We start from the raw sequence: 15455 nt of genomic DNA on the forward strand, positions 1-15455 counted from the left end.
CATCTTTTAGCTTAGGTTAGAACAGATCTGCTGGCATCGCCATAGTGCTGGCATCACCCGCCCGCACTTGCGCTAAGTGAAAGTCAGCCTTAGGTAGCAACTTATCGAAATAGAATTTGGCGAGGTAGGATTTTTGCTCGGCAAACAGTTTATCTTCAGCACTCACTGCTTTATCCAACATGGCTAACCAATAGTAACCGTAGAGGGTGTAACCGAAGGCATCTAAAAAGTCCACTGCACTGGCGTTAATAAGCGCTGGCTGAGTCAACTTTTGCTCATTGATGGATTCGGCAACATTGACTAAGGCATCCAAACGGGCACAAACGGCGGACACTTTTACCGCATCGACCTGAGTAAATTCGCGCATTTGCGCCTTTAATTCGGCTACAAACTCCTTGAGCGTTGCCAGGTTATCGCCAGTGACTTTTCGGCCTAAGAAGTCGATGGCCTGAATACCGTTAGTACCTTCGTAAATCTGGGCAATACGGGTATCACGCACTAACTGTTCAATACCAGTTTCGCGAATATAGCCATGGCCACCAAACACTTGCTGCGCCATAATAGTGGCATCTAAACCTCTGTCGGTTAAAAATGCTTTCGCCACGGGTGTTAACAAGCCCACATAACGAGCAGCCTTGGCTTTAACCTCATCCTCGGCATATTTTGCTAAATCGAGTTGTTTACCGGTAAATACCGAGAGTGCGCGCCCCGCTTCCGTCATCGCACGTATGGTCAGCAACATACGACGCACGTCGCCATGCACGATAATAGGATCGGAGTCGCTCCCCGTTGGCGAGCCGCCTGCGGCAACGCCTTGGTTGCGCTCTTTAGCATAATCGGCGGCCATTTGATAAGCGGCCTGTGCACTGCCAAGCCCTTGAATACCGATGGCTAAGCGCTCGTAGTTCATCATAGTGAACATACACACCAGACCACGATTTGGCTCACCAATCAGGTAACCTTTTGCCTCATCAAAGTTCATCACACAGGTCGCAGAGCCCTTAAGCCCCATTTTATGTTCGATAGAACCCACACTCACGCCATTCGCCTGACCTAAACTGCCATCGGCATTGACCGTAATTTTAGGCACGAGGAACAGTGAAATCCCTTTACTTTCAGGAAGCTTTGCCAGCACTAAGTGAATGACGTTCTCAGTTAAATCATGATCGCCACCCGTGATAAAGATTTTACTGCCGCTGATGGCATAACTGCCGTCATCCTGTGGGATAGCACGGGTACGGATATTACGTAGATCTGAGCCTGCCTGAGGTTCCGTCATGTCCATGGCACCTGCCCATTCACCGCTGTAGAGTTTCGGCAAATAGGTCTCTTTAATCTCTTCACTGCCGTGGGCATTAATACACAATGCAGCCCCCGCCGTGAGTGAGCCATACAGAGTGAATGCATTGCAGGCGCTATAAGCCATTTCATCGACTAACACCCCAAGCATTTTCGGCATGCCCATACCGCCGAACTCGGGTTCACCACACAGGCCCACCCAGCCGCCTTGGGAATATTGATCGTAAACGGCTTTATAATCATCGGGCGTAATTACTTGATTATCCTGATGAAGAACGCCTTGCTCATCGCCAGCACGGTTAAGCGGATGGATTAATTCAGCACTGATTTTCGCGGCTTCTTCGAGAATCGCGCCGGCCGTATCCATATCGACCATTTCAGCAATATCAGGGAGTTGTGCCCAAGTATTTGGCGCATCAAAAACCTGTTCCAATAAGAAACGCATATCCGCTAACGGAGCTTGGTAAGGATTCATGGGTAGACTCTTAAACGTAGGATTTAAACAGTTGTTTTAATTTATACCAGTTCAATACAGAAAACAATCTCATTACAAATTCACTTTGCAACTCAGAACTAGCAAAACCGTTAATGTGAAATACGGGCAATAAAAAACCCTTAAGTTGCCTTAAGGGTTTTAGTGTAGCCAGAGATAAGCGATGCGTCGTCGGCTTAGCTCACGATTAACGCATTGATTACCACATTAAATCGTCCGGGATCGCATAATCAGCATAGGGGTCATCTTCGACCTCTATCGCGTTCCCTTCATCCTGTTGCCATAGATAACCGCACCATTGAGGCACCAGTAGATTGACACGCTCGGCTAATTTATGGGGAACTAGGTAGCTCTTATCTTCGTACCGAACAATGCCCAATTGCCCTTTAAGCAACTGAGATTGAATTTTCTCATCGATATAAACGGAGTAAATTTTATTGTCGAGGGTATAGTTAAATTTAACCTCGGCATGGCTTGGGATCTTAATCGCAAATTGAGTAAACTCACTCACCAAGCCACGCACTTGCCCACGGGCCGTCGCTTCGGCAAAGCGCTGCTCGTTCAATGCCTTATCTTTTTCAGCTTGGAGTCGTTTTTGCTCGGCAATGTCATTCTTCAATGCACTCGAACCATCATCCACCCGCGCCTTTTTGTCGCGACGTTTTTGCGTCTTCACATCACGTACTTTTTGTTTACTGGCAAGGCCAGCCTTAAGCAGCTGCTCTTGTAATGCATTCGCCATGGATTTTCACCCGATTTCTCTATCAAATAAATAAGTTACAACGTTCAAATATTGCGCTATTACTGCTGAGCTTTAATCGCCAACTCGCCTAATGCCGTCATTGCAATGCTCGCACCGCCAAGTGACCAGCCACCATCGACGGGTAACACAACCCCTGTAATGTACGAGGCATACTCTGATCCTAAAAACATCGCGGCATTAGCAATATCCTGCCCGACACCATTACGTTTTAACGGTACAGACTGTGCAACTTGCTGTTGCAGCGCCGCGCTCGGTGCTAAACGGTTAAATCCTTCAGTGTCCGCGATTGGGCCTGGAATAATGGAGTTTATACGGATCCCTTCGCAGCCCCATTCTATCGCCAGTGTTCGAGTGAGCATGTCTACGCCCGCTTTGGCGGCGCACACATGGGCTTGCATTGGCATGGCTATCGATGCCTGCGGCGCCGAGATTTGAATAATATTCCCTTGGGGGCGACGCAGTAAAGGATAAGCCGTCTTCAGCACTTGAAAACTGCCCAGCAAGTCAATATCCATCACGGCCTTAAAGCCATTAGCAGAGAGTTTAGCCGCAGTCGCCGGAAAGTTACCTGCCGCACCACTTACTAACACATCGATAAAGCCAAATTCAGAGGCGATGGCTTCAAAGCCCTGCTCAACCGCAGCTAAATCTCTCACATCAAAACTCACCCCGAGGTGGAACCCATCTGGATTTGACTGTTTGAGCTGCAACACGGCGGCATCAATCTTATCTTGGCTGCGACTCGCCACCGCCACATTCGCGCCAGCCTGCGCAAAGGCGTTGGCTATAGCGAGGTTAATTCCACTCGTACCACCGACAACGACAACATTCTTACCTTGATAATTAAACATCGTAGTATTCAGCATGGGCATTCTCCATGAACGGTCAAATTAACGTGCGAACAAGTGCTTAAACCGCAATGGCTTTCATCATGCCACTCAAGCGAGAGATTGATGAATCGCCTGCAGCGCCGCCAGAGGATCGGCGGCCTTAGTAATTGGTCGACCAATCACTAAATAATCAGAACCAGCGGCAAGCGCCTCCGGTGGCGTCATCACCCGGTGTTGGTCACCCACGTCACTGCCCACAGGGCGGATCCCCGGGGTGATCAGTTTAAAATCTCGACCTAAGAGTGATTTAAGTACACTCGCCTCTTGCGCCGAACAGACTACACCATCAAGGCCTGCCTGTTTGGTGAGTTTAGCGAGACGTTGCACATGCTCAAAGGCTGGCACATCGATGCCAATGAGTTTTAAATCCTCATCACTCATCGAAGTGAGAACCGTTACTGCGATGAGCAGAGGTGCATCCTTACCATAGGGCTGCAACGCTTTTTTCGCCGCTTCCATCATGGCCAAACCACCGCTGGCATGGACGTTTGTCATCCACACGCCAAGTTCTGCCGCAGCCGCGATCGCTTTAGCGACGGTATTCGGAATATCGTGAAACTTTAAGTCGAGGAAAAGATCGAAACCACGGTCATGAATGTCTTTAACCAATTGTGGGCCAAATAGGGTAAACATTTCTTTGCCCACTTTGAGGCGGCACATGTTGGGATCGAGTTGATCTATCAGTTGTAAGGCATGGTTTTTATTATCGTAATCAAGCGCTACGAGGATAGGTTTGGTCGTCATCATCTCTCCAACTGAGTTACACTAACAAGGTATTTCTAAAGGTTATTCACCGTCTAAGCCACGGATCCGTTTAATGGTGCCCCATTTTTTACAGGAGGGGCAATGCCAATACAGGGTGTGGGATGGGAAACCGCATTCTTTACAGCGGTAACTTGGACGGAATTTAATTTGTTGTTCAACAAGTTGCTCAAGCATAGTCAAACTTTGTTTGGCTTGCCCTTCTTCTGCTTGACGCAGGTGCATCTGCATTAAGTGCTGAAATCCCTTCATGGTGGGATGGCGATACAGGGCATCTAACACCATGTTTTCAGCAGCTTTTATCTCATCGAGACTAATCATATGCTGAGCAAGCGCAACCACCACGGAGGCGCCCGCCCCTTCGGCCATCGCGCCCGCTAATAATTCTTGATAGCCCTCTTTATCTTGGGTATCACGATACACTTGCTTTGCCGTTGGTAAGGCATCGGCAAAGAGTTCTATGTCAGCCTTTTTCAGTGCCATCAGCATAGATTTACACTGGTTGTAATCCTTGGCGTCGAGGAATTTTTTAGCTAGTGTGAGTAAGGCTCGGCCGCACTTAGGATCTTGTTTTAAGGCTTGTTGTAATAACTTGATCTTGTCGGCATCGTCGCTGGTTTCATCCGCAAGCTGGCAATAAAAGTGGGCGATAATCGGTTTAAGCACCTGCTGACGCTTACGACTTAAGCGCTTGGTGATATCGATAGCCTTTTGCCATTCCTTAATAACTTGATAAATGGCAATCAGCTGCGTCTCAGACTCTTCACTATGGTCATCTTGACTCACTAAATTCAGGAAAATTTCTTCCGCGCGGTCGTAAAATCCTGCGGCAAGGTAATCTTTACCCAGTTCCATCATCGCAATATCACGCTGCTCATTGGTGAGTGTTGGGCGTGCGATTAGGTTTTGATGGATACGAATAGAGCGGTCAACTTCACCGCGTTTGCGGAATAACGACCCGAGGGAAAGATGGGTATCGATGGTTTCATCGTCCACATCGAGCATACTGATAAACAAGTCGACCGCTTTGTCTGACTCGTTCGACAACAGGAAATTCAAGCCGGTGAAATAATCACGACTTAATTGCTTACGCTGATTACTCTGGTTTTGCCTTATGCTCCGCCGCCCCATATACCAACCGTAACCGGCAGCAATAGGAAGCAACAGAAAGAGGATCTCAAGCATATTAGGCGTCTACACCTTGAGGAGTTTTAGCGGTTTGGGCCGTTAATTTCTTTCTGGTCGTCGCTAAAGCCAATTTCAGTTTAACAATATAATAACTGGCCACGAGCCAACTCAGCATAAAGCCTGCAAAGAAAACCACGGCTAATACTACGGGTAAACGGTACTCACCCTGAGCCACAAAGTAGCTGATCGTCACTACTTGTTCATTACGCGCACCAAAAATCAATGCCACAATAAATAACAGTGCCACAAGGACTGTCGCTACAAAAGATTTCACGTCGCACTCCCTTAAACGCCTTTCAATTTTCTGATTATCCAAGAAATTTACTGAGCTGACCAGCTTTGCCTTGCATTAGATATAAAAAAGCCCCCTTACGGAGGCTTTTTGTAATGCGGTCAATTATACATTAACTGCGTCAACGCGTTCGCGCAGTTCTTTGCCTGGCTTAAAGTGCGGGACGTATTTGCCTTCCAATTCAACTGATGAACCAGTCTTTGGATTACGGCCAGTACGCGGTGCACGATAATGAAGCGAGAAACTACCAAATCCACGGATTTCGATACGATCTCCGCTTTCTAATGTTGTTGCCATTTGCTCCAACATCTCTTTGATTGCGCCTTCAACCTCTTTCGCCGACAGCTGCGACTGCCTGGTGGCGAGTTTTTCGATCAGTTCGGATTTTGTCATCCTAGCTATCCCCTATTATCAAGCCAAACACAGTCACCTAATGGGGAGAAAAACTCCCCATACAACAGGCGATTATTTGCGAGCTGCTTTAAACGCTTCAGCCATTGCATTACTAATAACAGCGTCTTCTTGTTTATTCAAGGTCGCCATTACTTCTTTTTCTTCAGCTTCGTCTTTCGCTTTGATTGACAGGCTGATAGAACGGTTCTTACGGTCAACACCCATGAACTTAGCTTCGATAGCATCACCTACTGAGTAAACAGTAGATGCATCTTCGATGCGCTCACGGCTGATGTCAGCTACACGGATGTAACCTTCAACAGTGTCAGCCAGTTCAACAGTCACACCTTTAGCGTCAACTGCAGAAACAGTACCGTGTACGATAGTACCTTTCTTCTTGTCAGCTAAGTAAGCGTTGAATGGGTCGTCTTCAGTTTGCTTAACACCTAAGCTGATGCGCTCGCGTTCTGGGTCAACAGACAGAACCACTGCGTGGATTTCGTCGCCTTTCTTGTACTCAGATACTGCGTCTTCGCCAGTGCCGTTCCAAGAAATGTCAGACAGGTGAACTAAACCATCGATACCGCCGTCAAGACCGATGAAGATACCGAAGTCAGTGATTGACTTGATCTTACCAGAAACCTTGTCGCCTTTGTTGTAACGAGTTGCGAAGTCATCCCATGGGTTGGTCTTACATTGCTTCAGACCTAGAGAAATACGACGACGCTCTTCATCGATGTCCAGAACCAGAACTTCAACTTCATCACCTAAGTTAACCACTTTAGATGGGTGAATGTTCTTGTTAGTCCAATCCATTTCAGAAACGTGAACTAAACCTTCAACGCCTTCTTCGATTTCAACGAAACAGCCGTAGTCAGTCAGGTTAGTTACGCGACCAGTTAACTTAGTGTTTTCTGGGTAGCGCTTGCTGATTTCTAACCATGGATCTTCGCCAAGTTGTTTCAGACCTAAAGACACACGAGTGCGCTCACGATCGTACTTCAGAACTTTAACGTTGATTTCGTCACCAACGTTGACGATTTCAGATGGGTGCTTAACGCGTTTCCATGCCATATCAGTGATATGTAACAGACCGTCAACGCCACCTAAATCTACGAATGCACCGTAGTCAGTCAGGTTCTTAACGATACCTTTAACTGCTTGACCTTCTTGCAGGTTTTCTAACAGTGCATCACGCTCAGCGCTGCTTTCTGATTCGATAACTGCACGACGAGAAACAACTACGTTGTTACGCTTCTGGTCTAGTTTGATAACTTTGAATTCTAATTCTTTGTACTCTAAGTGAGCGGTGTCGCGAACTGGGCGCACGTCAACTAGAGAACCAGGTAAGAAGGCACGGATACCGTTTAATTCAACAGTGAAACCGCCTTTCACTTTACCATTGATGATACCGATTACAGTTTCAGCATCTTCGTAAGCTTTTTCCAGAACGATCCAAGCTTCGTGACGTTTCGCTTTTTCGCGAGACAGTTGAGTCTCACCGAAGCCGTCTTCAACAGAGTCAAGAGCTACGTCAACTTCATCACCAACAGCGATTTCTAAAACGCCTTGAGCGTTTTTGAATTGTTCAGCTGGGATTGGGCTTTCAGACTTCAGACCTGCATCAACCAGAACCATACCGTTTTCGATAGCAACTACAGTACCACGAACGATAGAGCCTGGACGGAATTCCAGAGTTTGAAGGGATTGTTCAAATAGATCAGCAAAAGATTCAGTCATGTTTAAGTTACTTTAATGTAATAAACCACAGTCAATCCTAGACGTGGAGTCAGTCAAATTATCCGTATCATCCTTAATACGAATACCTATCCAAACAATAACTTAGTTAGTGTTGGATAATTTTTGGTTGATGTAGTTGAGCGCAAGCTCAAGTACTTCATCAATACCTTTATCGCTGGTATCGATAACGAGCGCATCCTCGGCAGGGACCAAAGGGGCCACTGGACGATTCATATCGCGGTCGTCACGCTCGATAATTTCAGCTAAAAGGCGCTCGATATTAACATCGAAGCCCTTGTCCTGCAACTGATTATAGCGTCTTTGAGCCCGCTCCTCTGCAGAAGCAGTTAAATATAATTTAGCCGATGCCGTTGGGAAAACAACCGTGCCCATGTCGCGGCCATCGGCGATTAATCCGGGTGCCGTTCTAAAGGCACGTTGACGACGTAATAAGGCTTCCCGTACACGGGGAAATGCCGCCACTTTAGAGGCCGCATTTGAGCATTCTTGGGTACGTATCGCAGTAGTGACGTCTTCACCTTCTAAGATCACTTGAACTGGGTCTTTCTCATTGCCGGTTAAAAATTTCACATCAAGGTGCGCAGCAAGGAGTGTGATGGATTCTTCATTTTCCAGTTCTACATCGTGGTGAATTGCAGCTAACGCAAGCACTCGGTAAATAGCACCACTATCAAGCAGTTGCCATCCGAGATGCTTAGCCAACAATTGGCTAATTGTCCCTTTACCAGCACCACTTGGGCCGTCGATTGTGACTACAGGAGCCCGTTCAGACATACATTCCTCCGCAAAAAATAATCATCATCCGTGAGTTCTTAACTAGAGCCCCGAAAATGAGCGCCGCATTGTACAATACTATACAAATAAAATCCGTGGATTTTTTATGAAGTTTAGAAGCCGCTCAAATGCGGCTTCATCATCTTGATATGACTCAAAGTCAGTCTGTTACAGAAAGCGGTTAGGCTTTAAGACTGGCAAATTGGGCAAAATAGTCTGGGAAGGTTTTCGAGGTGCAATCGGGATCATTAATGGTTATCCCGCAATCGGCAAAGGCCATCATGGAGAAGCACATCGCCATGCGATGATCGTTATAAGTGTCAATCTCTGCGGTATTGAGCACCGCTGGCGGGGTGATTTGAATATAATCGTGCCCCTCTTCCACTAAGGCACCTACTTTACGCAGCTCGGTGGCCATCGCCGCTAATCGGTCGGTCTCTTTAATGCGCCAGTTATAGATGTTGCGTATAGTGGTCGTGCCCTTAGCAAATAAGGCCGCGGTAGCAATAGTCATCGCCGCATCGGGGATATGATTCATATCTAAATCAACCGCGGTTAACGGCGCGCCACGAGCAATAATGTAATCATCGCCCCACTCAATATCGGCGCCCATTTTTTCCAGCACATCGGCAAATTTCACATCGCCCTGAATGCTTAAACGGCCAACGCCAGTGACTTTTACTTCACCGCCTTTAATGGCTCCCGCCGCTAAAAAGTAAGATGCAGAAGAGGCATCCCCTTCCACTAACACTTTACCCGGAGATACATACTGCTGCCCGGCTGGGATTTCAAAGCGGGCATAGTCATGGTTAATCACCTGAACGCCAAACTGTGCCATCAGGGCTAGGGTAATGTCGATATAAGGCTTTGAAACCAGTTCACCTTTAACATGAATATTCACGCAGCCCTTAGCGAGGGGCGCAACCATTAACAGCGCGGTTAAGAACTGGCTGGACAGATCGCCAGCAATTTCCACATCGCCACCGTTAAGACCGGTTGCATTGATGGTTAGAGGCGGAAATCCTTCATTCTTAAGGTAAACAATATTGGCGCCCAATTGTTGCAGAGCATCGACCAAATCGCCAATGGGACGCTCTTCCATGCGCGGCTCGCCAGTTAAGGTAAATTCGCCACGACCTAAGGTGAGCGCAGCGCACAATGGACGCATTGCTGTTCCCGCATTGCCTAAAAACAGCGTTTGCGCGGTATCTGATAAAATCACGCCGCCTAAGCCAGTCAGTTCACAGACAGTATTATTTTGCGATAAGTGGTATTCGACGCCCAACTGTTTTAAAGACGCCAACATATGGCGAATATCATCCGAGTCGAGCAAATTGGTTAGCGTGGTGGAGCCTTTGGCTAAGGTCGCTAATAATAACGCGCGGTTAGAAATGCTTTTTGAGCCCGGAATGTTGATCTCACCGCGGACTTGCACAACAGGTTCAAGACGTAATTGCTTCATGAATAAATCTTCTTTCTCTTAGGGCGTAACCATCGACGGCACGCTGATTGAAAATAGGTAAATGGCAACCTCACGCTACATGGCGTCAAGTTAAGATTACAAATTAAAGGAGATTGGGGACCTTGTTGGTGCTTCGTCGTTATAAAATTACCGATAGTGACGCAGGATTCAACCGTTTTTTACTAAAAAACGGCTTTTTAAACCGGAAAATTACTCAAGTCAGTCTAAAAATAACAAAAATACAAAATATCAGCGGTTAAATTGTGATCTAAAGCGTTTTTTGGCAGGCATTTTTGCCAGATTAATTGGCCATAGTTCACAGTTTTTGCTTTAAATTTTTCATCTATCCACGCTATTCTAGGTTTCAAACGATAAATCACGCATATTCTTTGCAATTCATGTTGTCGCAATATAACCAAAAAGGTAGATGGAGCCATGTTTAACTCACTCGTCGCAATGCCTGCGGATCCTATCCTCGGCCTATTAACCCAGTACCGTGAAGACGCACATCCTCAAAAAGTCGACTTAGGTGTGGGCGTATATAAGGATCCCGCTGGAAACACTCCCATCCTTAATTGCGTGAAAAAAGCCGAAAAATTCCGTTTAGACACAGAAACCACCAAAGTGTATATCGGCCCAACCGGTTCACCTCAGTTTAATACCCTGATAACAGAATTAGCCTTTGGCAGTGATCACAGCGCGATTATCGCCAACCGCATTCGTACTGTTTCTACTCCTGGTGGTACGGGCGCCCTACGCGTTGCCGGTGATTTTATTAAGCGCTGCAATCCTAATGCGGTGCTGTGGGTGAGCGATCCCACCTGGGCGAACCACACAGGTTTGTTTGAAGCGGCGGGCATTACCGTTAAAACCTACCCTTACTATGATTACGGCACTAAATCATTAAAGTTCGATGAGATGCTCAGCGCGCTTGCTCAAGTTGGCCCGAACGATGTGGTGCTATTCCACGCCTGTTGCCATAACCCGAGCGGGATGGATTTAACGACAGAGCAATGGGATAAAGTGGTTGCCCTCACCAAGGAGCAAGGTTTTACCCCGCTTATCGACATGGCTTACCAAGGTTTTGGTGATGGTGTCGATATCGATGCCTATGGCGTGCGTAAAATGGCCGCGGCGGTCGATAATATGATCCTGTGTAGCTCTTGCTCGAAAAACTTCGGTCTGTACCGTGAGCGTATCGGTTCATGCTCTGTGGTTGCAAAGGATGCGAACACAGCAAACATCGCGCACTCTGTACTGCTTTACGTGGTTCGCTGCCTGTACTCCATGCCGCCAGCCCACGGCGCGGCAATTGTTGAAACCATTCTCGGTTCGGCAGAATTAAAGCAAGAGTGGTTAGAGGAGCTCAAAGTGATGCGCGACCGCATCAATGGTAACCGCGCGATTTTAGTGGAAAAACTCAAGGCCTATGGCGTTGAGCGTGACTTTGGCTTTATCGCTCGCCAAAAAGGTATGTTCTCTTTCCTAGGAGTTAATCCTGAGCAAGTGGCACGTTTACAGAAAGAATTCAGCATTTATATGGTGGGTTCGAGCCGTATTAGCATTGCAGGCATTAGCGAAGACAATGTGGATTACTTAGCCAAGTCGATTGCCAAAGTGCTTTAAATACAAGCGCTTTAGTATTTTTCTACACAGCATACTCTGCTGTATTCTCGATTTAGGATGCAGCAGAGTTGCTCTACCGCTTGTCAATATTACACTCGTCTATTTAGTTTGGATTAACGAATCTTCCTTTTAGTTTCTACACCCCAAAACCTCGTTAGTCACGCCATCCTCACCGTTAAGCATTTATTTTCAATCATAAAACTAATTCAAGTGATTTTGACACCACGGTCTTATCACAATTAGTCGCACGTTGTGATCTCAATCGGCGGATTTCCATTTCATCAATCGGGGCTACGGCAATTTTCACTTTTTAAAGCCAAAGCTGCTGAGTAGATTAATAGTCATTATTGAACTTGTGGGTATTCCGCCATGTTATTACAAGATAAATTAATGCAAATCGTCACCAACCCGCTGCTTTCTCCTAAACAAAAATCTAACTATCTAGCGTTGGAGGCTGAGGCAAGTTTGCCCTATCTGCCAATATCGACTGAGGTAAAAGCAGCGATGAATGGTGGCGTTATCTGCGATATGTTTGAAGGCCATACACCGTTTAAACCGCGCTATGTATTGCCAGATTATGCCCGCTATCTTGAGCAAGGCTCTGAATATTTAGAGCTTGTTCCCGCGCAGAATTTAGACGAAGCCCTCAATGCCTTAACGATTCTGTATCACCATGTGCCATCGGTGACCAATATCCCCGTGTATTTAGGTCAGTTGGACGACATTTTGATGCCTTTCGTGGAAGGGATGGACGCGGATGTCCTTTATCGTAAACTAAAGCTGTTCTGGATCATGCTCGACAGAACCCTGCCCGACGCCTTTATGCACGTCAATATTGGCCCAACAGACAATATTGTTTGCCGAACCCTACTGCGCATCGATGCCGAACTCAAACAAGTTGCCCCCAATTTGACCTTTATGTATGACCCCGCCGTCACACCGGATGAATTATTGCAAATTGCGGCAACCAATATTTGTCATTGTAGTAAACCGCATATCGCCAATTATCCACTGCATGCCAGTGCATTTGACAAGCGCGGCTTTGGTATTGTGAGTTGCTACAATGCCTTACCCTTAGCAGGCGGCGCTAATACCTTGGTTAGACTCAATCTGAAAGAAGTGGCATTGAAGGCAACGTCAATCAATGACTTTTTTGAGCGTGTCTTGCCCTATTACTGCTCACTCACCTTCGAACTTATCGAGGCGCGTTCGGCCTTTTTACATCAAGAGTCGCACTTCTTTGATAGCTTTTTAGTTAAAGAACAATTGATTGATGAATCGCGCTTTGCCCCCATGTTTGGTATTTACGGTATGGCTGAAGCGGTGAATATTCTGCAAGCTCTGATGACAAATGAGACAAACACATCATCTCAATCAAACAAACCCACAGGCTATGGTCATAGCATGGATGCAAACCAACTTGGCTACCGTATTTCTGCCGCCCTCGATAGCATAGTAAAATCCACGCCCGTCACCTATGGCTACCATGGACGAGCGCTGCTGCATTCACAGGGCGGTATCAGTCTCGATAAAGACGTGACGCCCGGCGTGCGTATTCCCTATGGCACGGAACCCAATCCCATCGCCCATATTCAAGCCCTCGCACTGCATCACCAGTATTATACGGCGGGGATCAGCGATATTTTGACCATAGATGAAACCGTCAAATCAAATCCTCAAGCTATGTTCCAGCTGTGTAAAGCGGCGCTGGAGTTAGGCTTTAGGGAATTTACCGCCAATGTGGCCTCTAACGATTTAATGCGTGTCACTGGCTATATGGTAAAACGCTCTGATATTGAAGCATTTAAACAATGCGGTTCGCGCCTTAATACCACGGGTTTAGGGGCTGAAGCAGCACAGAATACCGGCATATTACAACGCCAAGCACGCGTAATTGCCCATGAGCATTCTCCCTGTGTCGTTAACTAAACCGGCCATAAATAAGCAGGCAATAGTTAGTCAGCTATTGCCGTTTTCCTGCGTCGACGGGCCTGGCAGTAGGCTCGTATTATTCCTGCAGGGCTGCAACTATCAATGTAAAAACTGCCATAACCCACATACCATCGGATTATGCGATGGCTGTGGCGATTGCATCGCCACCTGCCCTGACAAGGCGCTGACATTGATAAAGGCTAACAATAAGCATCAAATCCATTGGGACAAAGATCGTTGTAGCCAGTGCGATACTTGTCTTGCTGTGTGTCCACAACAAGCCAATCCTAAAGTCACCCGATACACTGTTGAAGAGATCTTGGCGATTATTCACCATCAGCGTCACTTTATTAATGGCATTACGGTGAGCGGTGGTGAAGCAAGTCTACAACTGCCATTTATTATTGAATTATTTAAAGCAATTAAGGCCTCACCGCAGTTATCACAGTTAACCTGTATGCTCGATACCAATGGCAGTTTGAGCCTCACAGGCTGGCATAAACTGCTGCCGTTTTTAGACGGCGCTATGGTGGATCTTAAAGCGTGGCAAAAAGAGACCCATAGATACATTACCGGGCGAGATAACCATGCGGTGTTCAAATCGATTGAACTCTTAGCGCAGCAGCAAAAACTGTATGAAGTAAGATTGCTGCATATTCCAGGCATTACGGATTTTGAACAGGGAATAGACGCGCTATCTTGCTATTTACTGAGACTCGGTGCCAATACGCGGGTGAAATTAAACGCCTTTCACCACCATGGCGTGGTTGATGAGGCATTAACTTGGCCTAGTTGCACACAGACGGATATTGAAGCCTTAGCGTCCTCTCTTACTCAGCGAGGTTTAACAAATATCGTGTTACCGTCCATCTACCTTTAACGGCTACAAAGCAGGATCTGCTCGTACAACCAACGTAGTGCGGGATCCTTCATACTTTGTTTATGCCAAACGAGGCTATAAGCCACTTTTCCATATTCGATGGGTAACGATTTGACGGTTAAACCTTTGGCTTGGCTCGCGATAGATGCCCAGCGGCGCGAGCAGGTAAACAGCAGCTCACTGTGGTGACACATTAACGCCGCGCTGCCAAAGTCTGGCACCGAAATAGGTACCGCACGTTTTTGAGATTGCTGAGCGAGTAAAATATCAAAATAAGGTGTACTCAGATCCGTATCTGTGATGCCTATATGGCTGAAGCTGAGATAATCATCAAAGCTGATATGCGATTGTTTGGCCAAGGGATGGGATGAGTTCATTAAGCAAATCATTTCATCGCTGAACAAGGTTTCCCACACGAGATCATCTTGCGAAGGATTAGGCTGACTCAAATCATGGGGTAACAGTACAAAATCTAACGAGCCATTAATGAGTCCATCAAAACCGATATTGTCTTTGCTGTAAATATCGAGATGAATATGGGGCGCCAAACCCAAAATATGGGCGCTGAGTTTGGCGGCCAGCAGCTCAAAAGTACTTTCGCGCATTGCCAGTGTAAACCGCCCCTCATAGTTTGTTGGGGTAAACGCATCTTGACTCATGATCTGATTCATATCATTGATCATTTGTTGCACGCTTGGGCCTAATCGTTTGGCTAAAGGCGTTGCAACCAGTGAGTTACCGTTACGGTAAAACAGTTCATCATTCAAACTGTCTCGAAGCTGGCTTAAGGTTTTACTGACAGATGAAGGGCTTAAGCATAAACGTTCGGCGCTAGCGGTAACGCTCAGAGTATCGAGCATCACATGCAAAGTGATTAAGTGCTTCATACTAATGCGCGAAAGCTTGGCTAAATCCATCAGTGGTTTCCTAGTAATTTATC

At 46.7% G+C, this 15455-nt stretch carries 14 protein-coding genes; 3 read left to right on the plus strand and 11 right to left on the minus strand.

The features are described from left to right. Positions 1-16: 16 nt before the first annotated feature. The 10 genes from SHD_RS10255 to aroA form a co-directional block, all read right to left on the minus strand. Positions 17-1774, minus strand: a complete 1758-nt coding sequence (locus tag SHD_RS10255) for an acyl-CoA dehydrogenase family protein (RefSeq protein ID WP_023267042.1) — start codon at positions 1772-1774, stop codon at positions 17-19. 217 nt (positions 1775-1991) lie between these two features. Further along, positions 1992-2534, minus strand: coding sequence for a DUF2058 domain-containing protein (locus SHD_RS10260; protein WP_023267043.1), 543 nt, complete (start codon positions 2532-2534; stop codon positions 1992-1994). Between the two features lie 59 nt (positions 2535-2593). Then, entirely contained in the window at positions 2594-3421 is an 828-nt protein-coding gene (locus tag SHD_RS10265; protein ID WP_039978096.1) for an SDR family oxidoreductase, read from the minus strand. Positions 3422-3493: 72 nt separating this feature from the next. After that, on the minus strand, positions 3494-4189 hold the full coding sequence (gene pyrF, locus SHD_RS10270; RefSeq protein WP_039978097.1) for an orotidine-5'-phosphate decarboxylase: 696 nt from the start codon (positions 4187-4189) through the stop codon (positions 3494-3496). A 42-nt stretch (positions 4190-4231) separates the two neighbouring features. Continuing rightward, the gene (lapB, locus tag SHD_RS10275) at positions 4232-5392 is read right to left on the minus strand and encodes a lipopolysaccharide assembly protein LapB (protein ID WP_023267046.1); all 1161 of its coding nucleotides are present in this window, start codon (positions 5390-5392) and stop codon (positions 4232-4234) included. 1 nt (position 5393) lies between these two features. After that, the gene (locus SHD_RS10280; RefSeq protein WP_039978099.1) at positions 5394-5669 is read right to left on the minus strand and encodes a LapA family protein; all 276 of its coding nucleotides are present in this window, start codon (positions 5667-5669) and stop codon (positions 5394-5396) included. 123 nt (positions 5670-5792) lie between these two features. Continuing rightward, positions 5793-6080 (minus strand): integration host factor subunit beta, encoded by a 288-nt coding sequence (gene ihfB, locus SHD_RS10285; protein ID WP_011072380.1) that lies wholly within the window; start codon positions 6078-6080, stop codon positions 5793-5795. 72 nt (positions 6081-6152) lie between these two features. Further along, the gene (gene rpsA / locus SHD_RS10290; protein ID WP_011072381.1) at positions 6153-7820 is read right to left on the minus strand and encodes a 30S ribosomal protein S1; all 1668 of its coding nucleotides are present in this window, start codon (positions 7818-7820) and stop codon (positions 6153-6155) included. Between the two features lie 102 nt (positions 7821-7922). Next, a complete protein-coding gene (gene cmk / locus SHD_RS10295; protein WP_011622694.1) occupies positions 7923-8615 on the minus strand; it encodes a (d)CMP kinase in 693 nt (230 codons plus the stop codon). Between the two features lie 181 nt (positions 8616-8796). Next, a complete protein-coding gene (gene aroA, locus SHD_RS10300; protein ID WP_023267048.1) occupies positions 8797-10077 on the minus strand; it encodes a 3-phosphoshikimate 1-carboxyvinyltransferase in 1281 nt (426 codons plus the stop codon). A gap of 435 nt (positions 10078-10512) precedes the next feature. On the opposite strand from aroA, the gene SHD_RS10305 reads away from it, so the two are divergent. The 3 genes from SHD_RS10305 (at position 10513) to SHD_RS10315 (ending at position 14515) form a co-directional block, all read left to right on the plus strand. Further along, positions 10513-11703, plus strand: a complete 1191-nt coding sequence (locus SHD_RS10305; protein WP_023267050.1) for an amino acid aminotransferase — start codon at positions 10513-10515, stop codon at positions 11701-11703. Between the two features lie 369 nt (positions 11704-12072). Further along, positions 12073-13632: a YjjI family glycine radical enzyme gene (locus tag SHD_RS10310; RefSeq protein WP_023267051.1), complete on the plus strand. Its 1560-nt coding sequence runs from the start codon at positions 12073-12075 to the stop codon at positions 13630-13632. Continuing rightward, a complete protein-coding gene (locus SHD_RS10315) occupies positions 13604-14515 on the plus strand; it encodes a YjjW family glycine radical enzyme activase (protein WP_023267052.1) in 912 nt (303 codons plus the stop codon). Before SHD_RS10310 ends, SHD_RS10315 begins: the two co-directional genes overlap by 29 nt. Here the strand turns inward: SHD_RS10315 and SHD_RS10320 are convergent. After that, a complete protein-coding gene (locus SHD_RS10320; RefSeq protein ID WP_023267053.1) occupies positions 14512-15432 on the minus strand; it encodes a LysR family transcriptional regulator in 921 nt (306 codons plus the stop codon). The genes SHD_RS10315 and SHD_RS10320 overlap by 4 nt on opposite strands. Positions 15433-15455 lie beyond the last annotated feature (23 nt).

It is taken from the genome of Shewanella decolorationis S12 (genome assembly GCF_000485795.1).
Classification (GTDB): Bacteria; Pseudomonadota; Gammaproteobacteria; order Enterobacterales; family Shewanellaceae; genus Shewanella; species Shewanella decolorationis.

Excerpts from the sequence above, each read along its gene's own strand:
- aroA (WP_023267048.1), bottom strand. The coding sequence starts at position 10,077 with ATGAAGCAATTACGTCTTGAACCTGTTGTGCAAGTCCGCGGTGAGATC.
- rpsA (WP_011072381.1), bottom strand. The coding sequence starts at position 7,820 with ATGACTGAATCTTTTGCTGATCTATTTGAACAATCCCTTCAAACTCTG.
- SHD_RS10255 (WP_023267042.1), bottom strand. The coding sequence starts at position 1,774 with ATGAATCCTTACCAAGCTCCGTTAGCGGATATGCGTTTCTTATTGGAA.
- SHD_RS10260 (WP_023267043.1), bottom strand. The coding sequence starts at position 2,534 with ATGGCGAATGCATTACAAGAGCAGCTGCTTAAGGCTGGCCTTGCCAGT.
- SHD_RS10265 (WP_039978096.1), bottom strand. The coding sequence starts at position 3,421 with ATGCTGAATACTACGATGTTTAATTATCAAGGTAAGAATGTTGTCGTT.
- cmk (WP_011622694.1), bottom strand. The coding sequence starts at position 8,615 with ATGTCTGAACGGGCTCCTGTAGTCACAATCGACGGCCCAAGTGGTGCT.
- SHD_RS10305 (WP_023267050.1), top strand. The coding sequence starts at position 10,513 with ATGTTTAACTCACTCGTCGCAATGCCTGCGGATCCTATCCTCGGCCTA.
- SHD_RS10315 (WP_023267052.1), top strand. The coding sequence starts at position 13,604 with ATGAGCATTCTCCCTGTGTCGTTAACTAAACCGGCCATAAATAAGCAG.
- SHD_RS10310 (WP_023267051.1), top strand. The coding sequence starts at position 12,073 with ATGTTATTACAAGATAAATTAATGCAAATCGTCACCAACCCGCTGCTT.
- ihfB (WP_011072380.1), bottom strand. The coding sequence starts at position 6,080 with ATGACAAAATCCGAACTGATCGAAAAACTCGCCACCAGGCAGTCGCAG.
- SHD_RS10320 (WP_023267053.1), bottom strand. The coding sequence starts at position 15,432 with ATGGATTTAGCCAAGCTTTCGCGCATTAGTATGAAGCACTTAATCACT.
- lapB (WP_023267046.1), bottom strand. The coding sequence starts at position 5,392 with ATGCTTGAGATCCTCTTTCTGTTGCTTCCTATTGCTGCCGGTTACGGT.
- pyrF (WP_039978097.1), bottom strand. The coding sequence starts at position 4,189 with ATGACGACCAAACCTATCCTCGTAGCGCTTGATTACGATAATAAAAAC.